This window comes from Aquirufa sp. HETE-40SA (genome assembly GCF_054558635.1).
In genome coordinates this window covers 1,121,970-1,135,589 of record NZ_JBPXKN010000001.1, presented here as the reverse complement: position 1 = coordinate 1,135,589, position 13,620 = coordinate 1,121,970, and the positions used below count along the sequence as shown (strand labels likewise).

Genomic DNA, 13,620 nt, shown 5'->3' with positions numbered 1-13,620 from the left:
ATGTTCTCGTATTATATTCCTAACATTTTGATGGCAGTAATGGCCGCCTCATCGCCTTTATTTCCATGTTTTCCGCCTGCACGATCCATCGCTTGTTCTTGCGTATTAGGTGTTAACACCCCAAAAATCACCGGCTTGTCATATTTCAAACTCACATTCGTAATCCCATCCGCTACTGCTTGGCAGATGAAATCAAAGTGTCTCGTTTCTCCTTGAATGACGCAGCCTAGACAAATGACTGCATCAATGTTCGCCTGTTGCGCCATCTTCTGAGCGCCTAGGCTTAATTCGAAACTACCAGGTACTTTGGCACTAATAATATTTTCTTCTTTTGCCCCGTACTTCAATAGCGTATCGTATGCACCTGTATACAAGGCGTGTGTCACGTCGGTATTCCATTCAGATACGACGATGGCAAAGGTTTTACCCGAGACATCCGGTAGATTATCCGTTGTAAAATCGCTTAAGTTTTTTAATGCTGAAGACATAAAAGGGGGTTAAAAAAACAAGGGATAAAAGCTCAAGCTCTTATCCCTCATCCTATAATCTGTTCTAAAAATTATTCAGAGATAGAGCTTTCTAAGATCGCTTTGTATTTCTTCGCAGGGATCGACTCAGCCGATTGACCGTATTTCTCTACGATGATGGAATACGTATCTACTGCTTCTTTCACTTGTTTATTTGCTTCGTAAGCGTTCGCTAATTTTAACAAATAGGTAGGAGTAAAGAATTTGTTCGGCTTATGCTCCGCTGCTTTCTTGTAGTAATCGATGGCATCAGCGAAAGATTTCTTTTCTGAATACGCATCCCCGATTAACGAGTAAGCACGTGCTTGAACTAATAAATCCGAGCTTGAGAAGTTTTTCAATTTCTCGATTGACTGATCAAATTTACCTTGCTTTAATAAGGTAATACCTAAATATAGATCAGCTAAGTTTTGTGTATTTCCACCAAACTCATCTGATACTTTCGCTAAATCTTTTGCTGCAGCCGCTAAAGAATCTGATTCAAAGGCGTAAACCGCTTTATATAACTTCTTTTCGCCTTCTGCGTCTTGTGTATTGGAATACCATTGGTATCCGAAATAAGCCGCAACAGCCAGAACTACAACTCCAAGGATTGTTGCTACGCTCGTTTTATTTTTGTCTACTAATTCAGTGACTTTAGAAACTTCTTGCTGAAGCGCTTCTGGGCTCTCAATAATTTCAATCGATTCTACTTTTTCTTTCTTTGCCATAAGGGTCATTAATTCGCTTGGCAGATTGTTATAGGTGCCAAAGGACTGCAAAATTATAAAATCTCTTTCATTTTTATCCATTTAAATGGAATCTTTTGCATTTTATTTTTCAAATTTGGGGTAAATAAACCTATATGTCCTTTAATCGCCCTGACCAACTCCTTAAACTCCATGAGTCTTTTGATATTTGTATCATAGGAGGAGGTGCGACAGGTGCTGGAGTTGCGCTAGATGCCATCTTGCGTGGTTATAAAGTGCTCTTAATTGAAAAGGGAGATTTTGCTAGTCAAACTTCCTCTAAATCGACCAAATTAGTCCATGGTGGCGTGCGCTACTTAGAACAAGCGGTTCGGAATTTGGATTGGCATCAATTTAAAATGGTCTATAAAGCCTTGCACGAACGCAAGACCTTACTTCAAAATGCCCCCCATTTAGCCCATCCTCTCGGTTTATTAACCCCTTGCTATACGCGCTGGGAACGCTGGTACTATCGAATCGGGATGTGGTTATATGATAAAATCTCTGGCAGTACGAACCTAAAATCTAGCCGCGGACTAAGTAAAAAAGAGATACAATCTGAATTTCCTTCCATTGAATCTCATCATTTGAGAGGGGGTGTATTGTATTATGATGGACAATTGAATGATGCACGTTATGCCTTAGCGATTTTAAAAGAGGCAGAGCGTTTAGGGGCCTGTGTTTTGAATTACGCGCGTTTGGATTCATTTGAATTAAGTACTAAGAGTCTAAAAATAAAGAAAGTACTTTTCTCTGACCTTCGGTCAGAAACCACCTACATAATTCCGGTGAAAGCGGTTGTAAATGCCACGGGGCCCTTTACGGATTCAGTTCGGGAGCTCGCAAATCCCCGTTTGAAACCTCGAATGAAGGTGAGTCGAGGGGCACATATCGTATTGCCTATTGAGTTTTGGCAAGGAGAAACCGCCTTATTGATTCCTAAAACGGATGACGGTCGGGTTATTTTTGTGATTCCTTGGCGCGGTTCAGTGCTGGTAGGGACGACCGATGACCCAGATATTCTTTCGGATAATCCAGTGATTTCGGAGGATGAAAAGGAGTATTTAGTTTCTTATTTCAACCGCTATTCAGCTAAGAAGGCATCTATAGCGGACATCAGTGCCACATTTGTAGGCCAAAGACCCCTCTTACAAGTCCAGCTCGATTCAGCGATGAATACGGATACTAAATCTTTAGTGCGCGATCACGAGGTGGAAGTGGACGGGCGGTCTAAACTAGTCAGTATTATGGGCGGCAAGTGGACGACTTATCGCGTAATGGCCTCAGATACATTGGATGTATTGGAAAAGGAAGTTTTGCATAGTGCAGCTAAACCTTGTTTGACAAAAGACCATTCGCTTGTCTCTCTCGCTTCATTGGAGTTACCTTCCGGTGTACCAGATGATATAGTCGCACACCTAAGTGAGCTTTATGGGCCTGCGGCAGGGGAAGTTTATGCTTATGGAGCGGATCGTTTGTTACCAGGCGAACCCTATCTTAACGGGGAATTGGAATACTTAAAGAAGCACGAAATGGCGGAAAAATGGGAGGATGTTTTGGCACGTCGCTGGGGTGTTTCCTTACGAGATGAATCCTTAGCGAAGAAACTGCAGGCCACAAAAAAAGAGGCTTTCGCCTCTTAATTTTAATATTCATCTTCATTAAAGAAGAAGTCGTCTTTTGTCGGATAATCCGGCCAAATTTCTTCAATACTTTCGAATGGTTGACCATCATCCTCTAATTCTTGTAAGTTTTCTACTACTTCCAAAGGAGATCCGGTACGGATTGCGAAGTCAATTAATTCATCTTTTGACGCTGGCCAAGGAGCGTCTTCTAAGTAGGAGGCAAGTTCTAGTGTCCAATACATAATTTATAGCTAATTTTTATTTCTAAATACACGGGGGTTTTTGTTAAATCTAAACCCTTCCTAAGTGCAAAAGTAAAATAAAAATGTATTTATGAAAGATTTATTTTTTAAATTTTCATTAATTATCAAAACCTTGATTTAACCCCGCTTTTATGCTCCCATCGACCCCTGTTTCAGTAGAAGTCTGTGCTTATTCTTTATTTTCTTGTCTCGCAGCAGATCGAGCGGGGGCACAACGGGTGGAACTTTGTGCTTCCCCTTGGGAAGGTGGAACTACACCAAGTGCTGGGTTAGTGGAACAAGCGCTAAACTTGACTACGCTAGAGATTCATGCGATGGTTCGTCCTCGAGGAGGGGATTTTGTTTACGACGACTCCGAAAAGCAAACAATGCTGGCAGAGGCTCGTTCCTTAATTGCGCAAGGGGTGCATGGAATTGTGATGGGGGCGTTAAAACCCAATGGTGATTTGGATGTCGAATTTATGCGAGAGTTTCGAGAAATAGCAGGTGACCGGGAGCTGACTTGTCACCGAGCAATTGACGTAGCAAGAGATCCGATTCAAGTGATGGAGGAATTAATAGCGCTTGGGTTTAATCGAATATTAACATCGGGAGGAAAAAATAAAGCTTTGGATGGAATAGAGAATCTAGCCAAATTAGTAGCGGCCTCTAAAGGACGAATTCAAATTATGGCCGGTAGTGGTGTGAATCCGGTAAATTGTTTAGAATTCGTTCAAATCGGCGTGGATGCAATTCACCTCAGTGCGAGAACAACGCGAAATTCACAAATGGAATACAGACGTCCAGGGATTTCAATGGGTGGAGTGGCGGAGATCTCTGAGTTCGAGGTAGCCTACTCGAGTGAAGAAATCATTCGAGCGGCTATCCTTAAAATTCAAGACTTATTCAGCAAATAAATCTGTCGTTTGCCATGCCTTTTCTGGCATAGTCGAAATGTCATACAATCCTACTTCGGTCCGTCTAAATGTAGGGATTTTAAATTCTGAATCAGAAACGCTACCGTTTTTGAATTGCTCAATCATCAAAGCAAAACGTGCTTCTTCTGAATCTGCAGATGCTGGTGTAGCGGATTCTATTTCGCCATCTAATTCAACGCTATCGCCAGGATTCAAGAATACAGGAGCGGCTTTTTTCACCATTTTACGCATTCCGCCATCCATTCCACTCGAATCTTGCTCAAAACCGGCAGCGATAACTGTTAAATATAAATCGTCACCCAATTCTTCATCCGTTGAGAATCCGAATTTTACCATATCTGCCTGCGCATCTATTCGCTCATTTAGGTATTCGATAATCGCATCTTTTTCCCAAATCAACAAATCCTTTTCGCTGCTTGTAGATACGGTCACTAAGATGCGTTTAGCCCCTTTGATTTCTTGTGAATTCAATAGAGGAGAGTTCAAAGCCTCGACGATAGCTGCCTTTGCCCTTTCTTCACCCTTACCTAAAGCTGAACTCATCATTGCCTGGCCAGCATTGGTTAACACCTTTTTCACGTCCATAAAGTCCGTGTTGATATCGCCTGGTTTAGCAATTACATCTACCACTGATTTTACCGCTTTTGCTAATACGTCATCTGCTTTTGCAAAGGCGTGTTTTACCGCTAAATCCTTGTAGTGTTCTGATATTTTATCGTTCATGATCACCAAAACCGTATCGCAATACGCCTTTAGTTCTTCAATTCCGTCTCTAGCATATTGGATTTTCTCTTTTCCTTCCCAATTATAGGGGAATGAAACAACCGCCACCGTTAATAAATCGCGGTCTCTAGCGATTTCTGCTACGACTGGTGCAGCCCCAGTACCCGTTCCACCACCCATACCTGCGGTGATGAAAACCATTTTAGTTTCGTTCGAAAGAACTGCTTTGATCTTCTCTTGACTTTCTTGAGCGGCCTGTTTTCCTACCTCTGGATCCGTTCCAGCTCCTAAACCTTGTTCGCCTAATTTAATCTTCGTGCGTACTGAATTCGAAGCCAAAGCCTGTGAATCCGTATTGCAAATGATCAAATCAGCCCCTTTGATTTTTAGGTTGTCCATGTGCTTCACCGCATTGGATCCGCCACCCCCAATTCCAATCACCTTGATGATAGATTTGAAAGATGTTTCAGGTACTACTTCGATTTGATGGTTAAAAAAGGAAGGATTTTGGCTACTCATAGGTCAATTAAAATTTTCTAAGACGTAAAAATAATAGAATTCTGCTAATATTTTAATTCCCCCAACGCCATTCGTTTCCTAATTCTAACTCATGGCGCAGGTTGTGCTTTATGAAGAATTCTTTTGTAGAATAGAAGTCTAATTTCTTAGCAGGAATTTGTTCTAGATTGCCTAGCGCATACAGAAGCATGGAAGTGTATTTCACCGTATTCTCCATCTCATTTTTATTCACTAAGCTGAAATCATCACAATTTGCATGGTAGCAATCTAACACACTGCGAGTTAAGCTTCCCATCGGATCGGCCGCTGGAATTCCTTCCATCAGGAAAGTCTGGTTGTCGGAATGCAAACCTGGAGCATTTACTAATTGATTGCCAAAAGCTCCATCAATTGCCTTGATTTGATCTCCAATAGATTTCAAAATCGGCATCATTTCATCACGACCACCACCATTAAAACCACGGACATTATTGGTCATATCTAGATTAATCATATATACTATTTCATCCAGTTCTCCTAGTTTTTTAGCCCGTTCCACATAAGCCTTAGAACCTAATAATCCTTCTTCCTCTCCCATAAAGGCAACGAATTCAATCGTTCGCTTGCTACTTAATCCTAACGCTTTAAAGGTTCTTGCTACGTCTAACACGGAGAATGAGCCAATTCCATTGTCAATCGCACCAGTCGCTAAATCCCAAGAATCTAGGTGTCCACCGATGATGATTTTCTCATTCCTTAATTTCGTGCTTGTTCCTTTTAGGGTGGCTACTACGTTTCGAGCTTTAATCGGTTTGCTTACATTATGCATTTCAATTAAACTCAAAAGACCGGGTTGGTCTTTCATCCAATTTCTGATCTCTGTCCCATTTTCTAAGGAAATACAAACCGCTGGAATCGAAATTAAATTTCCGGTAACGGAAGCCGTACCCGTTAATAACACCTGACCTTTGACGGTATTTACAAATATAACTCCCATGGCTCCGTGTTGAATCGCTAAAGCGGTCTTTTCAGAGCGGTGTAAATTTTTTGTTCCTGCTGCAGCCTCTAAAAGGCCAATGTTTGCTAATACGACTTTGCCTTTCACGTCTTTGCCAATGTAATCGGCATCAAGGCCATTACCGAGGTCCACTATGGTTCCTTTTATGTTTGCATCAACGGGCGTCATTGCCAAAGATACCACGGGCACTTCTCTGAAATCATCTGATTTAGGGGGGGCAATGGATAATGTGACTGTATCGCGAGCCCAGGCTTCAACTTGAAATCCTTGAAACTTTGTATCCTTGAAACCGTATTCTTTAAGTAAGCGAAAGGCATATTCTTCCGCTTTTTTCCCCTTTTCACTTCCGGTTAACCTATGTCCTATGGTCTTGCATGCATCTCCTAAAGTGCTATACGCTTTAGAGTGCAGCTCTACTTCCTCTTTAATTTTTTTGAAAACTTCTTTCCATTCTTCCTCTCCTTCCACAGGAGTAAATGAACTAGCGAAAAGGGTCACAGACAGTGCTAATATTCCAAGGGTCAATTTTCTCATAGGTAATTTTGAATTATCACTTTAAATGTAGGCCTTTTCCAAGAAAAACGCAATTAGCCTGACCAATTTTCACGATCTAAATTTCGGTAGGTGATGGCCTCAGCTACGTGTTTCGTCTGTATTGAAGACGAATAAGCTAGGTCTGCAATGGTTCTCGCCATTTTTAAAATTCGATCGTGAGCTCTTGCGGACAACTGCAGTTTTTCTATAGCGGTTTGAAGAAGAGTGGTTGAAGAGGGATCAAGCACACAAACTTGTTTGACTTGCTCAGAATTCATTTCGGCATTTGTTTGAATTTTCGCCAAATCAACAAAGCGATCCTTTTGCGTATTCCTAGCTTTAATTATGCGTTCTCGAATAAGAGCACTTGTTTCACTTGCCTGTTCATTAAACATTTCGGTGTATTTTAAGGGGAATACTTCTAGGTGCATATCGATTCGATCTAATAAGGGCCCTGAAATACGATGGAGGTAGCGATCTACTTGAAATGGTTTGCAGGTGCATGGTTTATCTGGGTGATGAAAGTAACCACAGGGGCAGGGGTTCATGGCAGAGATCAATAGAAAATTTGCCGGAAATTCCACTGTTCCGTGTGCGCGAGAGATGGGAACTTTTCGTTCTTCTAAAGGCTGTCTTAATAGCTCTAAAACGTGCCGTTGAAATTCTGGGAGTTCATCAAGGAACAATACTCCTTGGTGGGCTAGTGAAATTTCTCCAGGTTGTGGATTCGTCCGCCCACCTATTAATGCAGGAGCAGATATACTGTGGTGCAGGGCACGAAATGGTCTTTCGGTAATCAGTGGATTTTCTGAACTTAGCTTTCCCACGATAGAGTGAATTTGGGTTGTTTCGATGATCTCGCTGAGGTTCATCGGAGGCATGATGGATGGAATACGTTTTGCCATCATTGTTTTACCTGAACCAGGAGGACCCACTAGTATCAGGTTGTGCCCACCAGCCACAGCAATTTCAATCGCTCGTTTGTCTTTTTCTTGGCCTTTTATTTGGGAGAAATCGTCTTCATACGGTAGATTAACTTGCAAAGTGCTAGGTGCTTTCACCGTTGCTTGTTTTCTTCCATGCAAGAATCGAATGGTATCGCGTAAATTGACCATTCCATAAATGTCCAAACCATCTATCAAGGCGGCCTCTACAGCATTTTCTCGAGGAAGAATGAGGGATTTGATGCCTTGTTTTTTGGCCTCGATTGCCATAGAAAGGGCACCTTTAATGGGACGAATTTCTCCTGTTAAGGAAAGTTCTCCCATAATTAAATAGTCGGCAAGTCCGATCATTTTTGTCTGTTCAGACGCTTGCAATAATCCCAAGGCAATGGGGAGGTCGTAGCCGGAGCCTTCTTTGCGAATGTCTGCTGGGGCAAGGTTGATTACTACTTTTCTACGGGGAAAAAAATAACCGATTTGCTTAATGGCGGATTCGACGCGTTGAATGGATTCTTTAATGGTGGAATCGGGAAGACCCACCAGATAACATTTGGATCCTTGTCCTACGTGGGTTTCAATGGTGATAATGGAGGCGTGAATGCCTACGAGGGCACTGCCAAAAGTCTTTGCTAACATAGTGGTCGTTTAAGACACAATGTTAGGGGGAAAGAACCGTATTAAATATCAGTTAACTGAGTACCTTGAGAATTTACCAAGAACCTGGTTTTTACACCAAAAACCAATGGCTGGTTAGTAGGAATATGGCCCGCTGGAAAATCGAATGCAATAGGGTATGAAGTTCCCAAAGTATGTTCGGCCACTAACTCAAAAGCTGTTTTTCCAATCGTTAAACTCGCTTCTTGGCAATCTGTAAAGCCGCCCACGATGAGGCCCGCTAAGTTTTGGAAAAAGCCAGCGCGTTTTAATTGCAAAAGCATTCGATCTACATGGTATAATCGTTCACCCACTTCTTCAATAAATAAGATTTTACCGTCCGTCGATCCGAAAGTGGGGGAGCCCACTAAGTGGCATAAAAGCGATAAATTTCCGCCAATGATCTCCGCGGAGGCCTCACCTAAGCGGTTCAAAGGGTGCGCCGGAGCTGATACAGAAACCACACCCTCAAATAGCGCGGTATACAAGTTTTGCAAGGCGGATTCTCCGCCTTTTTGGCAAAAATTATGAGGCATAGGACCGTGAATACTGGCAAAACCTAAGCGATCAACCTCACATAAGAGGGCAGTAATGTCAGAGAAACCAACGATCCATTTGGGATTCGATTTAAAGCCCGAAAAATTCAATGAATCTAATAAACGGGACGACCCATATCCACCTCGAATCGGGAATATGGCCTTAATCGAAGGATCGTCCAGCATTTGCTGTAAATCCGATAAACGTTCCTCATCCGTGCCGCCTAAGCCAAAATGACGAGACAAGTAATTAGGCGCATTTCGCACCCGAAGCCCCCAGCTTTCGAGCACCTCGACACCCTGTTTCCAATTTTCCGTAGGAGGGAAAGAGGCAGGGGATAAAATGGCAACTTCGTCGCCAGGCTTTAAATACGGGGGGATGATCTGGGTCATAGCGTAAATATCTGCTTTTTTTTAGGATCCTCAAGGGCTAAATTTCGTAATATTGTAAAAATTCTTTCCTATCGCACCTGCAGATTTAAATCTTGTACATCCCATTTACAACCCGCATCCGGGCTGGGCGGAGGAATTACTACACTATTATACCTTATTTACAGACGCAATTCCGGCGGGGACGAGCATTCAGATGTATTTAGTGAATGATGGAAGTAAATCCGGGATTCGCCCAGCGGATATACGTTTATTATCTGAAAAAATGAGCGGATTTACGTATATCGATTCTGAAGTGAATCAGGGAAAAGGAGGCGCATTACGCGATGCTGTTCGCCTAACCACCGGTAAATGGGTCATTTATACAGATGCGGACTATCCTTATTTGATAGAAAATGCAGTGGAGATGTATCGCCTACTTTCTTCGGATGCCGCTGATATTGTAGTGGGGGTACGCGACGAGCAATATTATGATCAATTACCCTTGAGACGCAAGGTATTTTCTCTTTCGCTGAAGCTGATGAACTATTTGTTTTTCCCACAATTGAAAGTGAAAGACACGCAATCAGGCTTGAAAGGATTTAATCAAAAGGGAAAGGAGGTTTTCTTGAAAACTCAAATTTCTGCCTTTCTTTTTGATATGGAATTTTTGGTTTTGGCCTCTAAAAATCCGACTATTCGGATTCAATGGATTTATGTTCAAGCAAGAGAGGGAATTGTGTTTTCGACTATGCGGGCTAGGACGATTTTGACCGAGTTAGTCAATTTTACCTCCATCTTATTTAGCGGAAACCGATGAAAATGCGAAAAATGATGCCGATTCTAATCACGCTGGATGTAGAAGAATGTGATATTCCGTTGGAATATGGCTTTTCAATTCCATTAGAAGAGCAGCTGGCTATTTCCAAAGAAGGTGTAGCACATTTTATGCAGATCGTAGAGGAGGCCGGAGTCCCGGTAACTATTTTCTGTACGGGAGTTTATGCTGAGAATAATCCAGATTGGATAAAGTCCCTAAATCCAATTCACGAATTAGCTTCTCACGGCTATTTTCACGGGCATTTTGATGCATCTACAGACCTTAAAAACTCCAAGGATTTATTGGAAAAATTGAGCGGAAAACCAGTGAAAGGCTTCCGAATGGCACGAATGCAATATGTGGAAGAAGGCGAGATTTTGAAGGCAGGTTATAGCTACCATTCTTCCTTAAATCCCACCTGGATACCAGGGCGCTATGATCATCGAGACCAACCGACGAAACCCTTTTTTGAAAAAGGCTTATGGAATGTGCCTGCATCGGTGAGCCCTTGGCTACGTATTCCACTTTTTTGGCTTGCTTTTAAGAACTTTCCGCTGTGGATTTATGCTATTTTAGCGAAACGAACCTTGCGCAAACAGGGCTTTTTGAACATCTATTTTCACCCGTGGGAGTTTGCTGATTTAAGTAAATATCCCTTGCCTGCACATGTGAAAAGAGGTCATAATGGACCTTTACGTGATAAATTGCGCTCTTTTTTACATCAGATGAAAGGGGAGGGAGAGTTTACAACGATAGCAAAAATGGTAAAAAATGATGAATAAGAAATCCACCTTACTGGCAATCTGGGCTTTGGCGGGTTTAGTCACAGGTGCTAAACAGTTTCTTTTAAGCGCAGTAAGTTCTCATTACAATAATTTCCAGATATTCAAGGCAAGTTTTGGGCATTTCATTCATCGGATGCCCTTGTATTTAGAATACCCTAAGGAGTATTTTGATCTCTATTTATACGGTCCTATTTTCGCCATTTTGATGGCCCCGTTTTCTTTTTTGAGTGATGGGCCTAGTCTAATTTTATGGAATGTATTGAATTCGTTAGTCCTTTTTGTATCTCTATGGCATCTACCCCTAGTGGAAAACAAGCGTGGTGCCATCACCTGGATTGTGTTGAATTCATCCATAACAGCCCTGTTGAATACCCAATTTCACGCGCTATGTTTGGCCTTAATCATTTGGTCCTATATCTGCGTAGAGAAAAAAAAATATTTCTGGGCAACGCTTTGGATCGTTTTAGGGATCTATATTAAATTATACGGTGTGGTTGGATTAGCTTTTTTCTTTTTTGCCAAAGATCGCCTCCGTTTCGCCGCCTACTTCGTTTTCTGGATGTTTTTGATTGGATTTACCCCTTTGATTCTTGGAGGATTCAATTATGGTCTATCTACTTACCGCGATTGGATGGGTATTTTAGCGCACAAAAATGAATTAAATGAAAATATACAAAATATTCGTACAGATCTTTGCGTCATGGGAATGATGCGCCGCTGGACAGGCGACCCGAATATCTCGAATGCCTGGTTTATCATTCCATCCATGGTACTAAATGCATTTTTGTTTTTCCAAACAAAGAAATGGTCTGATCCTGAATTTAGACTCCGAATATTGGCGTTCGTGCTTTTATATATTGTGTTAGCAAGTACAGGAACTGAATCACCCACCTTGTTAATGGCTTTCCCAGCCGTAGGAATTTGGTTTGTTTTAGGAGAAAAAACGAAAGAAAGCTGGGCAATGTTGATCTTTACTTTATTCATTTCAAGTTTTACACCTACCGATCTATTCCCAGCCTATATAAGGAATGAATTTATCAATCCGTTTGCCCTGATGATATTACCTTTATTCGGTGTTTGGATCTGGTTAGCTTGGGATCTATTTAAAGGAAAACAACCTCAATGATGATGTCCTGCTGGGCGGTTTTATTCAATAGCTCAATCATTTTCTGTTTCGCCATTAAAAGCTCTTTCTTTAAGGGGGCGGAATCGATTCCTAAAAATAGTTTTTTATCCTTTATATAAATCTTGGTTGTTCTAGCAGCGATTGGTTTCCCCATAATTTCTTCCCAATGTGCCACGATATAGGTCTCGTCGAATTTATTCTGCAACTTATATACACGCAAAAGGGATTCGATTGCTTCTTTCAAGCTCATATTATCCTTGCTTCGAGTGGAAGCTCTAGGACCTTTTGGATTGAATGGTGAATCGATCATGCAGGATATTTTATCTGCCAAATTTAAGCCAAATAATTAGGTTAAATCAGGAAATTCTCCGCATTATTTAATTTTTTTTTGATTTTTTTTTAATTTAATAATCCCAAAATAGTACTCTAATTCTTTCGATAAATTGAAGAAAATATCAGATTAGTACAATAGTCCTATTTCTGTGACCTGCTAGGAACCCTACAATGATTATTTAAAGGATGAAAATTATATTAGAATTCTATTACTTTTGCCTTTAACGAAAAGGAAAGCGAAAGTCAAAACTATGAAAACTACGATCGCCGCATTTTCTACAAGTTTTATTAAAAAATAATTCTTTAACCCCAAATTACCAAACTAATGAGTACACAACAACCAAAGCCAGCTGCTAAGCCAGCTGCAACCGAAAAAAAATCTGGCGGTATTTCTGCAGGTTTAATTCTAATTGTCCTATTCGCTATTGCGATTGCAATTTACACCCTTGTCATGGGAGATGGATCTCACTTTGAAGGAGGAACGAATGAAGGACACCCACTTCCAGGTGACTACTTTGGTGTAGTTTACAAAGGTGGAGTTATCGTGCCAGTTTTGATGACTTGTTTCTTAACTGCATTAACATTCTCAATTGAGCGTATGATTACTATCGGTAAAGCAAAAGGAACTGGTGAAGTAAACGCATTCGTTCGTTCTATTCAATCTTCTTTAGATAAAGACGATGTAGAAGGTGCTTTGAAAGCTTGTGATAAGCAAAAAGGATCTGTAGGTAATGTTACATTAGCTGCCATCAAAAAATACAAGGCTTTAACAACTGATAAAGGTCTTGATAAAGAGCAAAAATTAGCTGCATTGAGCAAAGAAGTGGAAGAAGCTACTTCATTAGAATTGCCAATGTTAGAGAAAAACTTAACAATCATCGCAACATTAGCATCGGTATCAACTTTGATCGGTCTATTAGGAACGGTAATTGGTATGATTAAGGCCTTCGCGTCATTAGGTAACTCAGGTGGATCAACTGACTCATCAGCGTTAGCAAATGGTATCTCTGAAGCCCTAATCAACACAGCATTAGGTATCGGTACTTCAGCGATCTGTATCATTGCATACAACGTGTTTACAGCGAAAATTGATGAGTTAACTTATAGCATCGATGAAATCGGCTTAAGTGTTAACCAAAACTACGCTACGCATCACAATTAATATTTGAACCGATTTAGGGGCCTAGCCCTTTCATTCAATTTTATTCACAGTTCAAAAA

14 protein-coding genes are annotated in these 13,620 nt (G+C 41.2%); 6 read left to right on the top strand and 8 right to left on the bottom strand.

Annotation, left to right across the window (positions count from 1 at the left end):
• Positions 1-11: 11 nt before the first annotated feature.
• Together ribH and ACRZ9O_RS05055 are read right to left on the bottom strand one after the other, a co-directional pair.
• Complete coding sequence (gene ribH, locus ACRZ9O_RS05060) at positions 12-488, bottom strand: 6,7-dimethyl-8-ribityllumazine synthase (protein ID WP_459456976.1); 477 nt, start codon at positions 486-488, stop codon at positions 12-14.
• Between the two features lie 71 nt (positions 489-559).
• Positions 560-1,237: a tetratricopeptide repeat protein gene (locus ACRZ9O_RS05055; RefSeq protein WP_459456975.1), complete on the bottom strand. Its 678-nt coding sequence runs from the start codon at positions 1,235-1,237 to the stop codon at positions 560-562.
• A gap of 134 nt (positions 1,238-1,371) precedes the next feature.
• Between ACRZ9O_RS05055 and ACRZ9O_RS05050 the strand changes: the two genes are divergently transcribed.
• Positions 1,372-2,898: a glycerol-3-phosphate dehydrogenase/oxidase gene (locus ACRZ9O_RS05050; RefSeq protein ID WP_459456974.1), complete on the top strand. Its 1,527-nt coding sequence runs from the start codon at positions 1,372-1,374 to the stop codon at positions 2,896-2,898.
• Between the two features lie 2 nt (positions 2,899-2,900).
• On the opposite strand, the gene ACRZ9O_RS05045 is transcribed toward ACRZ9O_RS05050, so the two are convergent.
• On the bottom strand, positions 2,901-3,122 hold the full coding sequence (locus ACRZ9O_RS05045; protein WP_130895915.1) for a DUF2795 domain-containing protein: 222 nt from the start codon (positions 3,120-3,122) through the stop codon (positions 2,901-2,903).
• A 152-nt stretch (positions 3,123-3,274) separates the two neighbouring features.
• Here ACRZ9O_RS05045 and ACRZ9O_RS05040 point away from each other — a divergent pair, with 152 nt between their 5' ends.
• The gene (locus tag ACRZ9O_RS05040) at positions 3,275-4,039 is read left to right on the top strand and encodes a copper homeostasis protein CutC (RefSeq protein ID WP_459456972.1); all 765 of its coding nucleotides are present in this window, start codon (positions 3,275-3,277) and stop codon (positions 4,037-4,039) included.
• Here the strand turns inward: ACRZ9O_RS05040 and ftsZ are convergent.
• From ftsZ to ACRZ9O_RS05020, 4 genes are read right to left on the bottom strand one after another with little or no spacing between them, the layout of a single operon-like run.
• Positions 4,025-5,302 carry a cell division protein FtsZ gene (ftsZ, locus tag ACRZ9O_RS05035; protein WP_459456970.1) on the bottom strand — a complete coding sequence of 426 codons (1,278 nt, stop codon included), beginning with the start codon at positions 5,300-5,302 and terminating at the stop codon, positions 4,025-4,027. The two genes, ACRZ9O_RS05040 and ftsZ, sit on opposite strands and share 15 nt — an antisense overlap.
• Positions 5,303-5,354: 52 nt before the next feature.
• Entirely contained in the window at positions 5,355-6,833 is a 1,479-nt protein-coding gene (locus tag ACRZ9O_RS05030) for a M20/M25/M40 family metallo-hydrolase (RefSeq protein WP_459456968.1), read from the bottom strand.
• A 53-nt stretch (positions 6,834-6,886) separates the two neighbouring features.
• Complete coding sequence (locus ACRZ9O_RS05025) at positions 6,887-8,413, bottom strand: YifB family Mg chelatase-like AAA ATPase (RefSeq protein WP_459456966.1); 1,527 nt, start codon at positions 8,411-8,413, stop codon at positions 6,887-6,889.
• A 41-nt stretch (positions 8,414-8,454) separates the two neighbouring features.
• A complete protein-coding gene (locus ACRZ9O_RS05020) occupies positions 8,455-9,360 on the bottom strand; it encodes a S66 peptidase family protein (protein ID WP_459456964.1) in 906 nt (301 codons plus the stop codon).
• Positions 9,361-9,553: 193 nt separating this feature from the next.
• Here ACRZ9O_RS05020 and ACRZ9O_RS05015 point away from each other — a divergent pair, with 193 nt between their 5' ends.
• From ACRZ9O_RS05015 to ACRZ9O_RS05005, 3 genes are read left to right on the top strand one after another with little or no spacing between them, the layout of a single operon-like run.
• Positions 9,554-10,156 (top strand): glycosyltransferase, encoded by a 603-nt coding sequence (locus ACRZ9O_RS05015; RefSeq protein ID WP_459456962.1) that lies wholly within the window; start codon positions 9,554-9,556, stop codon positions 10,154-10,156.
• A gap of 11 nt (positions 10,157-10,167) precedes the next feature.
• Positions 10,168-10,938, top strand: coding sequence for a polysaccharide deacetylase family protein (locus ACRZ9O_RS05010; protein ID WP_459456960.1), 771 nt, complete (start codon positions 10,168-10,170; stop codon positions 10,936-10,938).
• Positions 10,928-12,067, top strand: a complete 1,140-nt coding sequence (locus ACRZ9O_RS05005) for a glycosyltransferase family 87 protein (RefSeq protein ID WP_459456958.1) — start codon at positions 10,928-10,930, stop codon at positions 12,065-12,067. The genes ACRZ9O_RS05010 and ACRZ9O_RS05005 overlap by 11 nt, the downstream gene beginning before the upstream one ends.
• Here ACRZ9O_RS05005 and ACRZ9O_RS05000 read toward each other — a convergent pair.
• Positions 12,045-12,377: a DciA family protein gene (locus ACRZ9O_RS05000; RefSeq protein ID WP_459456956.1), complete on the bottom strand. Its 333-nt coding sequence runs from the start codon at positions 12,375-12,377 to the stop codon at positions 12,045-12,047. The genes ACRZ9O_RS05005 and ACRZ9O_RS05000 overlap by 23 nt on opposite strands.
• A gap of 348 nt (positions 12,378-12,725) precedes the next feature.
• On the opposite strand from ACRZ9O_RS05000, the gene ACRZ9O_RS04995 reads away from it, so the two are divergent.
• Positions 12,726-13,562 (top strand): MotA/TolQ/ExbB proton channel family protein, encoded by an 837-nt coding sequence (locus ACRZ9O_RS04995; protein WP_459456954.1) that lies wholly within the window; start codon positions 12,726-12,728, stop codon positions 13,560-13,562.
• Positions 13,563-13,620: the final 58 nt, after the last annotated feature.